17 protein-coding genes, 2 other RNA genes and 1 riboswitch are annotated in these 16779 nt (G+C 34.1%); of the genes, 17 read left to right on the top strand and 2 right to left on the bottom strand.

Annotated features, from left to right (window positions below; translation table 11 throughout):
* Window positions 1-306 precede the first annotated feature (306 nt).
* Window positions 307-3966, top strand: a complete 3660-nt coding sequence (locus ILS93_RS12700) for a dynamin family protein (RefSeq protein WP_222660646.1) — start codon at window positions 307-309, stop codon at window positions 3964-3966.
* Window positions 3967-3969: 3 nt separating this feature from the next.
* Here ILS93_RS12700 and ILS93_RS12695 read toward each other — a convergent pair whose 3' ends face one another.
* Complete coding sequence (locus ILS93_RS12695; RefSeq protein WP_000369740.1) at window positions 3970-4224, bottom strand: DUF3931 domain-containing protein; 255 nt, start codon at window positions 4222-4224, stop codon at window positions 3970-3972.
* 72 nt (window positions 4225-4296) lie between these two features.
* On the opposite strand from ILS93_RS12695, the gene ILS93_RS12690 reads away from it, so the two are divergent.
* The 5 genes from ILS93_RS12690 to ssrS (ILS93_RS12670) all read left to right on the top strand — a co-directional run bounded on the left by ILS93_RS12690 (window position 4297) and on the right by ssrS (ILS93_RS12670) (window position 6398).
* A complete protein-coding gene (locus ILS93_RS12690) occupies window positions 4297-4764 on the top strand; it encodes a GNAT family N-acetyltransferase (RefSeq protein WP_222660638.1) in 468 nt (155 codons plus the stop codon).
* Window positions 4765-4785: 21 nt separating this feature from the next.
* Complete coding sequence (locus ILS93_RS12685; RefSeq protein WP_000451806.1) at window positions 4786-5058, top strand: YpbS family protein; 273 nt, start codon at window positions 4786-4788, stop codon at window positions 5056-5058.
* Window positions 5059-5060: 2 nt separating this feature from the next.
* Window positions 5061-5894, top strand: coding sequence for a sulfurtransferase (locus ILS93_RS12680; RefSeq protein ID WP_064476590.1), 834 nt, complete (start codon window positions 5061-5063; stop codon window positions 5892-5894).
* 116 nt (window positions 5895-6010) lie between these two features.
* Window positions 6011-6193, top strand: a non-coding RNA gene (gene ssrS, locus ILS93_RS12675) — 6S RNA.
* 21 nt (window positions 6194-6214) lie between these two features.
* Window positions 6215-6398: non-coding RNA, 6S RNA (gene ssrS / locus ILS93_RS12670), on the top strand.
* A gap of 54 nt (window positions 6399-6452) precedes the next feature.
* On the opposite strand, the gene ILS93_RS12665 is transcribed toward ssrS (ILS93_RS12670), so the two are convergent.
* On the bottom strand, window positions 6453-6902 hold the full coding sequence (locus ILS93_RS12665; protein WP_001235541.1) for a hypothetical protein: 450 nt from the start codon (window positions 6900-6902) through the stop codon (window positions 6453-6455).
* 83 nt (window positions 6903-6985) lie between these two features.
* On the opposite strand from ILS93_RS12665, the gene ILS93_RS12660 reads away from it, so the two are divergent.
* The 11 genes from ILS93_RS12660 (at window position 6986) to ILS93_RS12610 (ending at window position 16777) form a co-directional block, all read left to right on the top strand.
* Complete coding sequence (locus ILS93_RS12660) at window positions 6986-7297, top strand: hypothetical protein (protein WP_064476589.1); 312 nt, start codon at window positions 6986-6988, stop codon at window positions 7295-7297.
* A gap of 3 nt (window positions 7298-7300) precedes the next feature.
* Complete coding sequence (locus ILS93_RS12655; protein WP_064476588.1) at window positions 7301-8536, top strand: glutathionylspermidine synthase family protein; 1236 nt, start codon at window positions 7301-7303, stop codon at window positions 8534-8536.
* Complete coding sequence (locus ILS93_RS12650; RefSeq protein ID WP_000606860.1) at window positions 8533-8919, top strand: DUF350 domain-containing protein; 387 nt, start codon at window positions 8533-8535, stop codon at window positions 8917-8919. Before ILS93_RS12655 ends, ILS93_RS12650 begins: the two co-directional genes overlap by 4 nt.
* Before the next feature lie 125 nt (window positions 8920-9044).
* A riboswitch (M-box (ykoK) riboswitch) is annotated at window positions 9045-9210 on the top strand.
* Window positions 9211-9552: 342 nt separating this feature from the next.
* Window positions 9553-10278 carry a P-type ATPase actuator domain-containing protein gene (locus tag ILS93_RS12645; protein ID WP_222660636.1) on the top strand — a complete coding sequence of 242 codons (726 nt, stop codon included), beginning with the start codon at window positions 9553-9555 and terminating at the stop codon, window positions 10276-10278.
* 131 nt (window positions 10279-10409) lie between these two features.
* Window positions 10410-11276 carry a 5'-3' exonuclease gene (locus tag ILS93_RS12640; RefSeq protein ID WP_064476586.1) on the top strand — a complete coding sequence of 289 codons (867 nt, stop codon included), beginning with the start codon at window positions 10410-10412 and terminating at the stop codon, window positions 11274-11276.
* 360 nt (window positions 11277-11636) lie between these two features.
* Complete coding sequence (locus ILS93_RS12635; protein WP_046955196.1) at window positions 11637-11777, top strand: FbpB family small basic protein; 141 nt, start codon at window positions 11637-11639, stop codon at window positions 11775-11777.
* Between the two features lie 324 nt (window positions 11778-12101).
* On the top strand, window positions 12102-13295 hold the full coding sequence (locus tag ILS93_RS12630) for an acyltransferase family protein (protein ID WP_064476585.1): 1194 nt from the start codon (window positions 12102-12104) through the stop codon (window positions 13293-13295).
* A complete protein-coding gene (locus ILS93_RS12625) occupies window positions 13296-14039 on the top strand; it encodes a YveK family protein (protein WP_064476584.1) in 744 nt (247 codons plus the stop codon).
* Complete coding sequence (locus ILS93_RS12620) at window positions 14026-14646, top strand: CpsD/CapB family tyrosine-protein kinase (protein WP_064476583.1); 621 nt, start codon at window positions 14026-14028, stop codon at window positions 14644-14646. The genes ILS93_RS12625 and ILS93_RS12620 overlap by 14 nt, the downstream gene beginning before the upstream one ends.
* 18 nt (window positions 14647-14664) lie before the next feature.
* A complete protein-coding gene (locus ILS93_RS12615) occupies window positions 14665-15303 on the top strand; it encodes a sugar transferase (RefSeq protein WP_064476582.1) in 639 nt (212 codons plus the stop codon).
* A gap of 37 nt (window positions 15304-15340) precedes the next feature.
* A complete protein-coding gene (locus ILS93_RS12610; RefSeq protein WP_142289431.1) occupies window positions 15341-16777 on the top strand; it encodes an oligosaccharide flippase family protein in 1437 nt (478 codons plus the stop codon).
* The last annotated feature ends 2 nt before the right edge of the window (window positions 16778-16779 follow it).

The raw sequence follows: 16779 nt of genomic DNA, 5'->3' as shown, positions 1-16779 counted from the left end.
TTATCAAAAAGGTTGGTGCATGAGTATGGTATACGCATTAGTAGCAGGTACAGTCGCTGTATATGCAGTTATTGCAAAGTATGTTTTAAATGGAGTAGGAACAGCAAAATGAGTGATATGACATAAAATCCCTTTCATCTGTAAAAAGAATGAAAGGGATTTTTTATTTTTAATGAGAATATGCTGAAAATTTAGTATGATAGTAAAGTGAAACTGTAATCGATGAGGGGATGTATCTCCTGATGATTATGAGCTCGCAAATAGCGGGAAAAAGTATATACATCTTGGATAAAGGGGAACAAGGGGATGACAAACATAGTACAGACAAACGGTATGAAAAAACTTGTTTGTTTTTATGAAGAGTGGCAAAAACACGGCGATGCAGAGAATAGTGTAAAGTTGTTTGAGGTGATTCAAAAATATAAACAAGAACAGCTTATGATAGCGTTCTGCGGTCACTTCTCTGCAGGGAAATCAACGATGATGAATCATCTATATAAAGCGCAGTTGTTACCAACAAGTCCAATTCCGACAAGCGCTAACGTTGTCAAAATTGAAAAAGGAATGGATCGTGTTGTTGTAACAGTTAAATCTGGAGAACAGTACGAATATGATGGTGCATATTCAGCGGAAGAATTAAAACAAATTTGTAAAGACGGTGATGAGGTAATTGGTGTTCATATTTATCGGAATGATGCGCCAATTCCTGAGGGTGTTATGTTAGTTGATACACCAGGGATTGATTCAACAGATGATGCCCATCAATTAGCGACAGAATCAACGCTGCATCTAGCAGACGTAATTTTTTATATGATGGATTATAATCACGTCCAATCGGAAGTGAATTTGCAATTTGTTAAAGAATTGAAACAACGTAATAAAACGGTTTATCTAGTTGTAAATCAAATAGATAAACATAAAGAAAATGAATTATCGTTTGAGGATTATAAAGATAGTGTAAAACAATCGTTCTCTAACTGGGATATTGAAGTAGATGGAGTGTATTATACTTCATTGCGAATGATGAACCATACACATAATGAAATTGGGAGCTTAGAAACATTAATTACTTCTATTATGAAAGAAAAAGTGCAGTATGTAAGAGATGGAATGGAGCGAGAAACAGAATATTTAATGGGGGAACATTTCTCGTTTATTCTTTCAGAAAATGAAAAAGCTCTTTTGAAATATGAGGAAGAGCTAGCATCGCCGCTTTCTATTTTAGAGATAGTTGAAAAGAAAGAAGAGCTAACGGAAACTAAACAATGCGAGGCTAGTAAAGAATCTCATGTGAGAAACGAATTTATAAAAGGCTTACAAGCTATATTAGATAACGCGTATTTAATGCCATTTGAAATGAGAGAATTGGCAAATGTGTATTTAGAAACGAAATTAACAAAATTTAAGGTCGGTTTGCTGTTTGCGAAAGGAAAGACGGAGCAAGAAAAACAGAGACGTTTAGATGCTTTTTATTCTGCTTTGCAAAAGACTGTTGAAACGCAACTTGATTTTCATGTGAAAGAATTTATTGTTGCCTTCTTAAAAGAAGAAGGATTGTTCACAGAGGAAATTGGGAAAGACATATATGCTTTAGAAATTGCTTTTGGACCAGAAATGTTAGCTGAAGTCATTAAACAAGGTGCAGGTTTCACAGGGGATTACTTACTTCTTTATACAGCGGATGTAGCGAATGAACTGAAGAAACGTTATTTTACAAAAGCGCAGCAAATTTTTGATAAAAGTGCAGTCGTTTTAAAGCAAAAGGTGAAGGAAGCAGTTGCACGCATTGAAGAAGAGATTGAAAAATATACGATGTTGCAAACGGCAAAAGAAACGCAATTGCAATACAGTAACAATTTAGAGACATATGAAAGTTATTTGCAAAATGTTTGGCACGAGCGTGTTGCTACACCAGAAGGCTTGCAAATAGAGGAGATATTGCAAAGTAAAACACAAATTGTTAGTGAGAAATTCACACTACAAGAGCAGGAAAGCGCAAACGATCACGTAATGGCTCGTGAGGAAGAGATAAAAGGAACGGCAGCTTTAAATATTCAGCGTATATTAGAGAAAGTGAAGAAAGCTGAAACGATATTAGAGCCATTGCCAGCGCTGAAACATGTACAGCAAGAGGTAATAGAAAAAAGGCGTCGTGTGGAAACGAAACAATTTACAGTAGCGTTATTCGGAGCTTTTAGTGCTGGGAAATCATCATTTGCTAATGCACTGCTTGGTGGGAATGTACTTCCTGTATCACCAAATCCGACGACGGCAACGATTAATCAAATTTTGCCGGTTACAGAGGAAAAATCACACGGAACAGTAATGGTTCAATTCAAATCAAAGCAAGCTCTATTAGAAGATATGAAAGCTGTTTATAAGTTGTTTCATTATGAGATTACTACGTTAGATGAAGCGTTAGCACAAATTGATAAAGTTATGAAATATCCTTCACCAACTGGGAAGCAAAAAACAACATTTAGCTTTTTACGAGCGGTACAAAAAGGGTATGATACGGTTTCTGCTCATTTAGGCGAGCAGGTACAAGTTACATTAGAAGAGTTTTCTGATTATGTAGCGAATGAAGAAAAATCATGTTTTGTTGAGTACATGGAGCTTTATTATGATTGTGCTTTAACAAGGCAAGGAGTAGCGCTTGTAGACACACCTGGAGCGGATTCTATTAACGCCCGCCATACGGACGTTGCGTTCCAGTATATTAAAAACGCAGATGCTATTTTATTTGTAACGTATTATAATCATGTGTTCTCTCGTGCTGACCGTGAATTCTTAATCCAGCTTGGTCGTGTAAAGGATACTTTTGCACTTGATAAAATGTTCTTTTTAATAAATGCGGCCGATTTAGCAGAGTCTGAAGAAGAACTTGAAATGGTAAAAGGTTATATCGCAGACCAGCTACTGCAATACGGTATTAGAAATCCGCGTTTATTTGCAATTTCAAGTTTATGTGCACTTGAAGAGAAGCAAGGAAAGAATATTGAAAAAGAGAAGTACGGTATTTTACAAAACTCTGGGATTGTTAAGTTCGAGGAATCATTTACATCCTTTATGATGAGAGATTTAATGCTCGTATCTGTTCATGCTTTATATGGTACATTGCAAGGAGCAGATCAGCTTTTAGTAAATATGATAAACGGTGCAAAGCAGGGGAATGAAGAGAAAGAGAAGCAAACGAAAAAATATGAAGCAGAGCGTGATCAGCTACTTCATATTATTTCATCATATAGTGTGCTCGCTGAAGAGCAGGCGATGCAAAATGAAGTGAAAGAATTGCTTTATTACGTGCAACAGCGTCTATTCCTACGCTATAACGATGTGTTTACTGAATTTATTAATCCAGCATCGCTGCGAACGGATGGGAATGTGAAAGTGCAGTTGCAACAGTGCGTTATGGAATTAGTAGCATTTATTCAGCATGATTTATTACAAGAAATGCGTGCGACATCATTACGCCTTGAAAAATGGATAGATGAAGCGATGAAGCGTGCAAAGAATGAAATTGTGGTGAACTGTAAAGTAGAAAATGAATCAATTTCTATGAGTGGAACAGTGGATTATAAATATAAAGATATTGCACATAAAGAACCTTTCCCTTCAGTTGAAATAAAAGATTTCAAAAAAGCACTAGCGCATTTTAAAAATGAAAAAAGCTTTTTTGAAAAGAATGATAAAGCTTTCATGCAAGAAGAGGCTAAAGTTGTATTAGAGCCCTTCGTATCAAACTATGTAGCTGATGAAAAAGATTTATTTGTTCATCATTATAAGCAAGAGTGGGATTTGAAATGGAACTTATTCCAAAAAGTGATGCAGCAAGATGTGATGAATTATTATGAAAGTGTATTATTTGCATTGGCTGAAACAATTGATGTATCACTATATGAACAAAGTAAAGAACAGTTGCAAAAGCAGTTAGTAGAGATTGAAAAAGAAATTTATGTGATATAGTCGTTATGAGAAAAAGATTCGTTCGATTTTCTTTTGCAATACTGTATCTAAAGATTTGACAAACCCAGCAAATTCATCTGTAGAAATCATATGAGTAAGAACGAGGCGTCGGCCGTCTGGTGTTTCACCGCATAAGACGAATGAAGAAAATTCATATGTTTTGTTTTCTACTACTAATTTTGGGTAGGAATACGTGTCGCTTTTCTTCTTCTTTCCATCAATAGAGATGACGTTGCATTTTTTCTCATTGTTGTCCATGGTGAATCCCTCCTTTCTATTATTTATGGTAGACAAGGAGGGTTTAGAACAATAGAGAAAGGGGAGTTTTTTATGTGTGTAGTAATAGAGTATATTTCGAAAGAAGCTATACCGAAACCTTTACTATTGCTTGCTGATCCAAGTGAGCAGCAAATTGATGCATATGTACAAAGAGGGTTAACATATGTAGCTAAGCAAGAGGAGAGAGTTGTCGGTGTATATGTTCTTTTGGAAACAAGGCCGAAGACGATGGAAATTATGAATATTGCAGTTGTAGAGCATTTGCAAGGAAAAGGGATTGGAAAGCAGCTATTAAGTCATGCCGTAGAAACTGCTAAAGGATATGGTATGTCAAAACTTGAAGTTGGTACAGGCAATTCTAGTGTTTCACAACTTGCTTTATATCAAAAATGTGGATTTCGTATTTTTTCTATTGATTTTGATTACTTTTCAAAGCATTATGAAGAAGAGATTGTTGAAAATGGGATTGTATGTCGTGATATGATTCGGCTTGCAATGGAATTGAATAAGAACGTATAACTTATTTAGGGGGAAGAGAAGATGGAAGTACATAAAGCAATTACAGCACATTCTCGTAAACAAAATGAAAGTGTAAAAGCATGTTTACAATTAGATGCGCAGCGTGAAGCAGCTATTGAAGCAGCCGTATCTCTTGCGTCAAAGGGGAAAGAATTTTCGGTTGATATCATTAATGTTGTAACAAAGCAAATTAATGATCTTGCAAAAAATGGTGTTACACTGCAACGTAAATTTGTTACGGAAGAAATGGTTATGGAGTATGTAAGTCGTTTGCAAGAGAAAGAAGGTCGTTAAAGATGATAGTTACAGTCGAATGGTTACGTGAGCATATAGAGGATGAGAATGTCCGTATAATCGATTGTCGTTTTGATTTAGCGAATCCTAATTGGGGTAGAGAAAAGTATGAGGAAGAACATATTCTTCATGCGTTATATTTTGATTTAAATTTAGATTTATCAAGTCCTGTAACAGAACATGGTGGTCGCCATCCATTGCCGAATATTGAGGAGTTTGCAGACAAGCTTTCACAAGCTGGTATTGGTGAACATACGACAGTAATTGCATATGACAGTCAAGCGGGTGCAAATGCTTCTCGTCTCTGGTGGTTATTAAACTATGTAGGACATGAGAAAGTATATATATTAGATGGTGGATTTCCAGCTTGGAAAGAGAATGGACTACCGATAACAAAGGAAATTCCTGTTGCTATACGAAAAACATTCAAAGCAAATGTACAAGATCATATGCTTGTAACGATGGAAACGGTGAGAGAGAATATTCATGCAGGTGCAGATGTTACGTTAATTGATTCTAGAGAGCCAAAACGTTATGCTGGTGTAGAGGAACTAGTTGATCCAAAAGCAGGACATATTCCGACAGCAGTAAACTATTTTTGGAAGGATGGAATTGTACAATCAGGACAATTTAAGAATGAAGCTGGGCAACAAGAACGATTCCGAAATCTTTTGAAAGATAAGGAAACAATTGTATATTGTGGTTCTGGTGTTACAGCATGTCCAAATATCCTTGCATTGAAATTAGCTGGATTCCAAAATGTTAAATTGTATGCAGGTAGCTGGAGTGATTGGATTTCTTATCCAGAAAATCAAATTGCAAAAGAAGAAGATTAATCACTTGCATGCAAAAATAATTTGTATTAAAATAAGGTCACAAGCAAGAAATTGCTCGAAAAACTTTGTATTTTACACATTGGAAACAATGTGATAATATAACGACAAGTAAATAATACATCCTGCGGTGTACGTAACTTATTTATGTCTAAAACCGATGTTAGTTATACGGAAGCTCAATATTTAGCGACCATCATCAAGCCTTCCTTGTGGAGGAAGATGTACGGTAACTGTGAGGGCATCCACCTGCGAGTAGCGGGTTTTTGGACATTTACGAGGAGCGGCACGTGCGGGGGTCTTATTTCAACTAACATTATATAAAATTCCTACGGTGTACGTAGCTTATGCATGTCTTAAACCAATAAGTTTAATATGGAAGTTCAATATTTAAATGTAGCTAACAAGCCGTCTTTTTAAGAAGGAAGTTACAAACATTTGTGAGAGCATCCACCTGTGAGAGCAGGTTTATGGACATCTAGAGAGAACGGCATATGTGGGGCTATATAAAAACCTTACGTTTTATACGTAAGGTTTTTTTGTTGCATAAATATATTTGTTTTATCTGGATTCACCTGTGAAGTTTCCATAATATATATAGCACTTTCTATCTTCATCAATCTCTCTTGAATCTAAAGCGAACTCCATATGCATGCCGTCGCGCTGAATATATATAAGGTCTGAATGAAGAGATGGCAAAATTTCTTCATAGTTCCATACATCTTTCCGATCTATTATGCTAGAACTCGTTTCACTTAGTTCTCTAACCTCAAAACCGATGTGAGAGTATGTAGGATCTGAAGGGTCATTTGCAAACTCTTCTTTTTGAATATATATAACTGCTGTTCCGTCTGGATCTACTGAAGTTGCAGTAACAACATATGTCTTGTTATCTTTTATAAAATATTCACACGTCATGCGTGCGATGATTTCAGAATTAGAAATATTTGCGTAGTTCCATAAAGCAGGATACCTTTTCGTTTCATCATTAAGTCGATATTCTAAGCGCATTTTATCCCTCTTCTTCCTTTTTCTTCTACTTTATCATGCTATCTTATATAATAGGAATAGAATTTAAAAAGGGGAGTGCGAAGGTGACGAAAACGAAATGGCTAGTAGGTGGTGTCGTAACGTCTTTAATGACTGGCACCTTATTTGGCTGCGAGCAAGATCTTCCCCCAAAACCGAATGATAATAGTTGTTCAGATTGGGATTGGGATGATGAACTTGGGGTATGGCAGTGTGATGATAGTAGGTCAGGTTATCGTGGGCATTATTTTTATGGTGGGAGTTACTATCAAAATAAATCCACTTTTAAAAATTCATCGGCGTTTAAATCTTATCAATCGTCTGCGGAATTTAAAGGTGGAATTGGAAGCGGTTCAAAGGGAGGATTTGGGGGCTAACATATGTCGCAATACATAAGGGATCGAAAAGAATTTTACTCGAAATATCCGAATTTTTGGTCGGATTTATATGAATGTGAGTATAGTTTGTTTCATGTTTTTTTTATAACAAATCAGACTATGAAACAATTGCAATTAGCAACTGAACGAATGGGGAAAATATTTTTTAAGACTGCTAAACTTTTGCGGAATTTAAGTGACGAACAGCTTCTTGAACTTGGGTATCCTCCTGCAAGCTTATCGTTTATTAGAATGAAAGGATTATATCCTGAATCTGTTATTTCACGATTTGATTTCGTTTTAACAAATGATAACCAAATTAAAATGCTTGAGTTTAATAGTGATACACCAACTTTTATTATGGAATGCTTTCAAATGAATGGAAAAGTTTGTGGAAAACTAGGCTATGATGATCCAAACTTGGGTCAAGAACGATTACTATCTTCTGGTGTTACAAAGGCTGTAATGGAAGCGACAAAGGGAATAGATAACCCAAATGTTGTTTTTACAGCACATCATGAACATATTGAGGATTGGAATACGACTATGTATTTGAGTCAGTTATGCCATGTTGAAAATAAAGTAGTGCCAATGTCAGAACTTAGAATTACAAAAGATGCTTTAGTGGATAGGGATGGAGTACAGATTGATATTTTATATCGCCAAACATATCCGATAGAAGATTTAATTGAGGATCAAGATCCTGAAACAGGAGACTTCGTAGGTGTGGAACTGTTGCAACTTGTAAAAGCCGGAAAGCTTTTTATAATAAATCCTTTGTCAGCATTTTTGCTTCAGCCAAAATCAATTCAGTGTCTTATTTGGGGGTTAGCAGAAGAAAAGGCCTTTTATACAAATGAGGAACAACAGTGGATTAAAGAATATATGTTACCTACATATTTAGAACCAGATTTATTTTTAGGAAAAGGCTCTTTCGTTCAAAAACCTTCATTTGGTAGAGAAGGAGACACAATTACCGTTCGCGATAAGGACGAAAATATTATGATTCAAAATGCACACCAAACGTATAAAGCGTCACTGCCGATATTTCAAAAGTATACAGAACTTCCAGTCGTATCTTTGGAAACTGAGAAAGGGATGGAGAAACTGTCGTATGTGTTTGGTTCGTTTTTAATTGCTGGAAAAGCGAGTAGTATCGGTATTCGCGCTGGGGAAAAAATTACGGGGAATGAATCGTACTATTTACCGGTAGGTATAAAAAAGGAGGAAAGTATATGATTAATTTTTTATTATATTTAGCAGTAACACTGGGCCTTTTATGTATTGGTCTGTTCCTCATGGAAGTGACAACGAAAGTAAAAGAATTTAAGTTAATGGCCCAAGGAAATAAGGCGGTAAGCTATGTACTTGGAGGACGATTACTTGGGTTAGCTATTGTTTTATATTCGACAGCAGCTAATTCCATTTCACTTCTTGATATGGTTTCATGGGGAGCTGTTGGGATTTTGGCTCAAATTATCGTCTTTTATTTAGCTGAGTGGCTTACACCACGCTTTAATATAAACAAAAGTCTTGAAGAAGATAACCAAGCAGTCGGTCTTTTTCTTATGTTTTTATCACTTTCCATTGGGATTGTAATTGCTGGTTGTATAACTTATTAAAAACTTTACGTTTAAACGTGAAGTTTTTTATTTTATATACGTTAGTTCGCCATACATTTCGAAAAAATTGTAGGCTACTGTTGACATCTATTTTAAATAAGAGTAACATTTTCTATGTAATAAAAATAAGTCTCTGTTAGGTGAGGCTCCTGTATAGAGAAATGCTACTGCCCAAAAATGTCGAGAGACGCCAATGGGTCAACAGGAATGATCGAATTAAGGTTTTTCTTAACGTAGCTGGTAATGTACCTATGCTATACAGTGCTAAAACTCGGCGAGGGAGAGGTCCGTAGATTTCTAATTGTTTAGGAATCGTTTATTTGTGTATGTCATGACCTTTACTCTTTTCGGAGTAAGGGTCTTTTTGTTACAAAGCTATGAGTAAATTCATAGTATAAACTATAAAATTAAACGAGGAGGTGAGGAGCATGTCAAATTCTGACTCGGTTCCGTTACCCATATACTTCAAATCAAAAATATATGATGTAGGCAGGAAACGACTTGTTCCTCCCTCTATATTTATCATAATGTAGCGTTTATATGCATGTTTAAGCGCTAGACACTGTTACGGTAAAGTGGATAAATTGAGAAACAAAGCGTTTCTTCCTATGTTGTACAGGAGGAGACGATAATATGTTATATGCAAACAAAACTGTGGGTAACACGTCATATAAATTAAGTAAAAAATCAATGAAAGAACAAACAATGCTTCAAAAAAATAAAGATTTATTAATTGAAATCGCAACGAGAGATGTAAAATCTGTATTTGCGTATTTTAAAACAACAAGAGACGGATTATCTATGAAAGAGGCACAAAAACGCATTCAAGTATACGGCCGAAACGAATTAATTTCAAAAAGAGCGCGTATTGCGGAAGTAATGATGAAGCTAAGTGGAATGATTCCAGGTTTTTCAAAACAACATGTGCGTGATGGATTACAATGTGAGAAAATTACTGTGTCTCGAGTAGAATGTTCTAGTGTAACTGGTTTAAACGGTGAATTAAAAATGATGAATGTGCCAGTACAAGAGCTTGTTCCTGGGGATATGATTTTTCTTTCAGAAGGTGATACAGTACCGGCAGATGTACGTATCATTTACGCGAATGATTTATTAGTAAATGAATCCGTGCTAACAGGAAAAGATGCAAGTATTGAGAAATTTGAAAGTTGCTATCACCTTGAGCGTAAACGATTTATTCCTTTAAAACGAATGAAAGACTATAATCCACTTGAACTTGAAAACGTATGTTTCAAAGGGACTCATATTGTTGGCGGAAATGCAAAGGCTGTAGTTGTTTCGACTGGGAAAAATACGTATACAGGAATTCTTCATACTTGTTGTAATAGAACGTCTTAATGTGTAAATGATGCTAAATATACAAAAACAATGTATAATAGACAAAGTTGAAAAAACGTAGAATGGTAATCTATTTATATAACCTTACGTGATGACGTGGGGTTATTATTTTTTTTGGTAGGAGAGGGATTATGAAAAAAGTATTATTAGTTGATGGTATGGCACTATTATTTCGTGCTTTTTACGCAACAAGTGTCTACGGACAATTTATGAAAAGACAAGATGGTACCCCTACAAACGGGATTCATGGTTATATGAAACATTTATTAACAGCTATGCAAGCAATTGAACCGACACATATCGTAACATGCTGGGATATGGGTAGTACGACATTTAGAACAGAATCGTTCTCGAATTATAAAGCGAATCGTGTAGCACCACCTGAAGAATTAATTCCGCAATTTGATTTAGTTCAAGAAATGACTGCGAAATTGTCTATTCCAGTTATCGGTATGAAAGGGTATGAAGCGGATGATTGTATTGGTACGCTTGCAAAACAATACTGTAATGAAGCGGAAGTTTATATTTTAACAGGTGATACGGATTTACTTCAGCTTGTTGATAAGAACGTTACAGTTATGCTCTTGCGCAAAGGAATTGGAAATTACGAATATTACACACCAGAGAAAATCATGGAAGAAAAAGGCGTAGAGCCGTGGCAAATCGTGCATGCGAAAGCGTTTATGGGAGATACGAGTGATAACTATCCAGGTGTAAAAGGTATCGGCGAAAAGACAGCGTATAAACTTATTCAAGAGCATGGAACAGTAGCAACCGTACTAGAAAATGTAGCAACATTAACGAAAGCGCAGCGCACAAAGATTGAAAGTGATTTAGAGAACTTAAATATTTCATTACAATTGGCACAAATTCACTGTGAAGTTCCAATTTCATGTTCACTAGAAGAAGGATTACACACAATGGATGAAGAAAAACTTAGATTCGTTTGTGAAGAAATGAATTGGGGAAGACCTGAAATATTAATCAATATGCTATAAATAGTTTTGAAAGAGGGATGTTATATAAGTCAAACTTTGACTTATACAACATCCCTCTTTTTGTTTTTACGAACAGTATCGTAGTAAATAAAATTATATCGAACTCAAATTTAAATATATAAATGTTTCGACAAAATATATGGATAGAAGTTGATGACAATAGCAACTTTTATAATGAAATGAAGCAATTTCAAAATGGTTTTAGGATGATCGCATTTTTGCATGTTCACAAAGTTGTCAGAAAATAAACGGAATTTTCATATGAAGTTCAAATAGAATTCACAACAATCAATTATTATAAGGGCAAACAGATAATTCCTTATCTTTTATATAAACCATCCCCCAAGGAGGACAATGAAAATGAGAAAAAAAGTGAGAAAATCTTTTAAACAATTATTAATTGAAAATAAACAATCACTATTAAATAATAAAGAAAATATGAAAGAAATTGAAGAAAGAATTGAGAAACGACATGTAGCATATAGTGGTGCCAATAATTAAATAAAATAAAAAAGATAGCCTTTAAAGGCTATCTTTTTTTATATTGAAAAAACTCTATTCCTTTCTTTAATTTTGTAACTATGCAAGATATTTTTATAGTGTTTTTCTGTCAATATTATTCATTTTTCGAGGTTGTAATTGGTATATATCAATTTTTAAGATTTACTATTCATAATATTACAAAAAATGTTACAATACATTCAAAATTACGCTATAAAATCATTTTAATATGAAAAATTGGAATGAAAAGAAAGGAGAGGAATATGAATAATGGTGTCGCTTTGAAATGATTATTATCATTTCAGTAGGAGTTGATGTAAAACGATGGATAGGTATGAAGAACTGGATTCTATACGAGGAATTTCTTCATTGATAGTAATGATTGGCCATCATTTAATGGTTTTTTCAGTATTTCAAAATTACAGTTATGAAGATAATAAACCATTTGTTATTTATCTATTAAAAGAAACACCTGCTCGTCTAATTTTTAGTAGTGGTAACGAATCTGTTATTATTTTTTTTGTTTTGAGTGGATTTGTTTTGTATAGATCCATTCAAAAAAACTACGATAGCTATGGATCATTCCTTTTAAAGCGTATATCTAGAATCTATATTCCATATATCGTAGCAATAATTATAGCTATTTTATGCCAGACTACAATGAGTAAATATGGTATTTCTAATTTAAGTGAATGGTTTAATCGCTCATGGACGATTGAAAGTTCTTTAAGCTTAATAGCGCAACATATTTTATTGATTGGGAAATATAATACAGATGCATATAACGGCGTAATTTGGTCACTTGTTCATGAAATGCGAATATCAATAATTTTCCCGTTAGTTTTGATGGTTTGTTTACGAAAAACGTTGAGGTATTCATTATTGTCATTGTTTAGTTTTAGTATATGTTCTGTCGTGATTTTATTTTTATTTCACTCAAGTTTAACATTAACTAGTTATGCATTAACTCTGCATTACACAGTGCTGTTTTTACTAGGAGCACTAGTTGCGAAATATAAAAATAATTTAATAGTTTTTTATAGTAATCGTACTAAAAATGAGAAAATTGCATGGTTTTTATTTGCGGTTTTACTTTATATGTATGAAGGGCTTGTTGGAGAAATTAATTTGCTTAATAATTTTATATTTCGAGACTACGTAGTAGCGATAAGTGCATGTTTATTTGTCATATTAAGCTTGTCAGTAGCAACTTTGTCATCCTTGCTACGTAATAAATACTTGTTATATTTGGGGAAGATTTCTTACAGTCTTTATTTATACCACATCATATCTTTATTTTCCCTAGTGTATATGCTTCATGAAATATTTCCGTTACCTATTGTTTTAATGTTATCGCTCATTCTTTCGTTTATACTAGCAATTATTTCTTATTTGTTTGTAGAAAAATTCGCATTCAGGATCGGAAGGTATATAACAAAGCAATCGAATTTAGAAAAGAAAAGACTATCTGTAGAAAGTGAGTTACAGGATGTCATTCAAACAAAGGCGGTGAAATAATTGAAGCAAGAAATTAGTATGAAGGATTTTCAGCAGCTCTTGAAAAGAAGAGTAGTAACAATTATTTTGACGATGTGTTGTGTAACAGTTTCTTTAATTCTTATTTCTATGTATGTATTAAAGCCTTCGTATCAATATTCAACGCAAATTCTCGTTGGGAATTTAGATGGGTTTAATAAGGAAAATGCGGTGAATAAAACACAGGAAAATAAGCAACTTGTAACGTCGTATGTTGATATATTAAAAAGTCCACTCATTATTTCAACGGTTAAAAAAAATTTAAAATTAGAGCAATCAATTTATGAATTAGCACAAAAAATTTCAGTGGTGAATATGGACAACTCTCAAATCGTTACTGTTACAGTAAAAGATTCAGATCCTACAATCGTCAAAGAAATTGTAAAGTCATTGGCAGAACAATCTCAAAAAAGCTTTCAACAGTATACGAATGTACAGGGGATAAAAATATTAACTGACCCTGAGTTACAGGAAAAAGCTGAAAAGTTGTTTCCGAAATTGCAACTTATCATTCCTATCTCTTTAATTGTTAGCTTTTTTGTTGGGATAGGTTTAGCTGTATTTCGAGATTATTTTGATGAGCGTATATACGTGGAACAAGATTTAGAGAAAATAACAACAGTATCTGTTATTGGTCACATAAATATGAAACCGAATAGAAAAAAGAAATCTACAGAAGTTGATGCGCAATCATCTATATATCGAGGTGAACATGTCGATGTTTAAGACAAAGAAAAAGCTGCCATTTAATCCGCATGATGCTCTAATGAAAGAGCAGTTTTATACGGTGTATCACGAGTTGAAAAAATCGGGGAAACAAGTGTTCACAGTTACTTCAACGAAGGATAGAGGTGTTGTCGCGTCGCTTATAGTAAATCTAGGGCTAGTGTTTGCAGAGATGAAAAAAAAGGTGTTACTTATCGATGTGAATTTTTCTGATCCTAAACTACATCTACTATTACAAAGCAATTATACGAAAACAGTGAACGATATAATAAACGATTCCCCTTGTAGTTATGAATCTTTTTCTAGTAATTTATCTAAATACTTATATTGTATTCCTGCCCAAAAAACAGTACACACCGGAACGCCTTTAGTTGCTACGGATGAATTTGATCATGTAATTGCGAAGTGGAAAGAAGATTTTGATTATATTTTCTTGTATTCCTCTGAAGTATTTGAGCTTCCTGCTACGCACATGATTGCAGGGAAATGCGATGGAGTGGTCTTAGCAGTCAAAAAGAGAAAAGATTCCCTACGTACGGTGCAAAAAGTGATAGTAAATATAAAGAGGAAAGAATGTGAATTAATAGGTATAGTTTTATATTCTTGAATGTGGGGGTAACGATCTATGATTCGTGAAACAAATCAAGCCAAGTTGTATACGATTCCGGCTCAAGAAAAGACCAGTATTTTGAATCGAAGTATGAAACGCTTGTTTGATATTATATTTTCACTCATATTGTTACTATTAACGCTACCAATTATGTTGTTCTTTTGTATTATGATTGCTTTCGAAACAGCAGGAGCTCCAATTTATTTTCAAGAACGTTTAGGGATTAATGGAAGGAAATTTAATGTATTTAAATTAAGGTCGATGGTAAAAGATGCTGAAATAAATGGACCACAATGGGCAAATGAAAATGATCCAAGAATTACTAAAGTTGGGTCGTTTATAAGGAAAACGAGAATTGATGAGTTACCGCAACTTTTAAATATTTTAAAAGGTGATATGTCTTTTGTCGGACCAAGACCAGAGAGAGAGTATTTTTATAAACAATTTGATACGTATATCCCAGAATTCAAGGATCGTTTAATAGTGAAGCCAGGGTTAACAGGATGGGCACAAATAAATGGAGGATATAATCTTGATCCGAAAGAAAAGTTGAAATTGGATATGGAGTATATTGAAATGAAAACGATTAAGATGGACATTCGGATTTTATGTAAAACCGTTTTAATAGTATTGAACGGTAATGGTGCAAGATAAATATATGTAAGTAGGTTGCTTGCAAAGGAGAGCAGGTATGGGTAGATCTATTTTAAATAATATTATCCATCTATTTTATAGCACGATTTTAGCTAATCTTCTTCAGGCTGTGAGTTTAATTGCTTTAGCAAATTTTTTTAATGTACAAAATTATGGGATGTTTAGTGTTGCTATAGCAGTGACGTTTGTTATGTTATTTTTTACAGATTTAGGACTTACGAATACGTTTCTTCGAGAAGGCGCAAAAGATGGAGTAGACTTAGAGACGATTTTATCGTCGTATATAAAAGTAAGGATGATTTTACTTATTTTTATTTCTATAATCGGCTATATTGCTATTCATTATATGTATGCGGATAGAAATTTAATTTACATGATGATAAACGTAATGTTTTTCATGTTAATAGGATTAACTTGGCAAAATATAGGGATTGCCTACTTTCAGCTGACGGAGCGTATGAAGTATATAGCGCTTATTAAAGTTGTATCAGCAGCAGTTGTCATTATCATTACATGTTTTTGTATTTTTGGAGAGTTACCAGTTTATATAACTGCGCGTTTATATGGATTTGGTTATATGATTGGTGGTGTATTCAGCATATATGTAATGAAAAGAAAGACGAGTATGAATATGAAAGTCGTAATTCATAAAGCGTTGTTTTGGCAAGTGACGCCTTTTATTATTAGTGGTTTTTTAATAATGAGTACGCCACAATTAGCACCTATCTTACTTAACTATACATTGCCATTAAGTATGGTAGGTGTTTTCGCGGTGGCTTATCGGATGCCAGCAGCTTTATATCAAGTACCAGGGGTGATTGCAGGGGCATTTTATCCAGTGCTCTTTAAGCATTATAATCAGAATAATTTAGAAGAGCATACGAAATTAAACTTACTTCAAATAAAATCAATGGCGATTGTGGGAATATGTATGACGATAAGTTTATATCATTTAGCGCCATACTTTATTTCTATATTTTTTCATGAGGAATGGAGAAATGCAGTAGAGCCACTCCAAATATTATCATTTCTCATTGTGCTGCAAAGTTTAAATATTGCTATAGCTGACGGCTTAACAACGAGTGGACGTCAAAATAAAAGAACGGTTGTGCAATGTATAGCATTAGTGATAGGTGGGATTATGCTTTATAGCTTTAGTAGTATTGGTGGAGTGATAGGAGCGGCTTACGCTATGGTTTTATTTGAAATTGTGGCTTTAGTTGGGTATATAGCGGTAAGTGTAGTGAAGAAAAAAATTGTATTCCAAATTGTAATACCGTATACAATTTATTTTGGCGTAACTTTTATTGGAGTGCAATATATATTGCATGCATATCATTTCATTGCGCTCGTTTTGAATACGTTAATCGTAGTAGTTGGTATATTCCTATATGATTACGAGTTGAAAAAACTTCTTCTTTCGTTTATAAGAAAAACACGCAAAAAGGATTATATTACGAAACAGGGGATATAGCC

Origin of the sequence: Bacillus sp. 16GRE42, assembly GCF_019837435.1 — a bacterium.
GTDB classification, from domain to species: domain Bacteria; phylum Bacillota; class Bacilli; order Bacillales; family Bacillaceae_G; genus Bacillus_A; species Bacillus_A wiedmannii.
Note: the sequence above shows the minus strand (reverse complement) of the source record. Positions and strands in the feature narration are given on the sequence as shown.

Excerpts from the sequence above, each read along its gene's own strand:
- ILS93_RS12650 (WP_000606860.1), top strand. The coding sequence starts at position 8,533 with ATGATTAATTTTTTATTATATTTAGCAGTAACACTGGGCCTTTTATGT.
- ILS93_RS12655 (WP_064476588.1), top strand. The coding sequence starts at position 7,301 with ATGTCGCAATACATAAGGGATCGAAAAGAATTTTACTCGAAATATCCG.
- ILS93_RS12680 (WP_064476590.1), top strand. The coding sequence starts at position 5,061 with ATGATAGTTACAGTCGAATGGTTACGTGAGCATATAGAGGATGAGAAT.
- ILS93_RS12695 (WP_000369740.1), bottom strand. The coding sequence starts at position 4,224 with ATGGACAACAATGAGAAAAAATGCAACGTCATCTCTATTGATGGAAAG.
- ILS93_RS12620 (WP_064476583.1), top strand. The coding sequence starts at position 14,026 with ATGTCGATGTTTAAGACAAAGAAAAAGCTGCCATTTAATCCGCATGAT.
- ILS93_RS12665 (WP_001235541.1), bottom strand. The coding sequence starts at position 6,902 with ATGCGCTTAGAATATCGACTTAATGATGAAACGAAAAGGTATCCTGCT.
- ILS93_RS12630 (WP_064476585.1), top strand. The coding sequence starts at position 12,102 with ATGGATAGGTATGAAGAACTGGATTCTATACGAGGAATTTCTTCATTG.
- ILS93_RS12645 (WP_222660636.1), top strand. The coding sequence starts at position 9,553 with ATGTTATATGCAAACAAAACTGTGGGTAACACGTCATATAAATTAAGT.
- ILS93_RS12615 (WP_064476582.1), top strand. The coding sequence starts at position 14,665 with ATGATTCGTGAAACAAATCAAGCCAAGTTGTATACGATTCCGGCTCAA.
- ILS93_RS12690 (WP_222660638.1), top strand. The coding sequence starts at position 4,297 with ATGTGTGTAGTAATAGAGTATATTTCGAAAGAAGCTATACCGAAACCT.
- ILS93_RS12610 (WP_142289431.1), top strand. The coding sequence starts at position 15,341 with ATGGGTAGATCTATTTTAAATAATATTATCCATCTATTTTATAGCACG.
- ILS93_RS12700 (WP_222660646.1), top strand. The coding sequence starts at position 307 with ATGACAAACATAGTACAGACAAACGGTATGAAAAAACTTGTTTGTTTT.
- ILS93_RS12635 (WP_046955196.1), top strand. The coding sequence starts at position 11,637 with ATGAGAAAAAAAGTGAGAAAATCTTTTAAACAATTATTAATTGAAAAT.
- ILS93_RS12640 (WP_064476586.1), top strand. The coding sequence starts at position 10,410 with ATGAAAAAAGTATTATTAGTTGATGGTATGGCACTATTATTTCGTGCT.
- ILS93_RS12685 (WP_000451806.1), top strand. The coding sequence starts at position 4,786 with ATGGAAGTACATAAAGCAATTACAGCACATTCTCGTAAACAAAATGAA.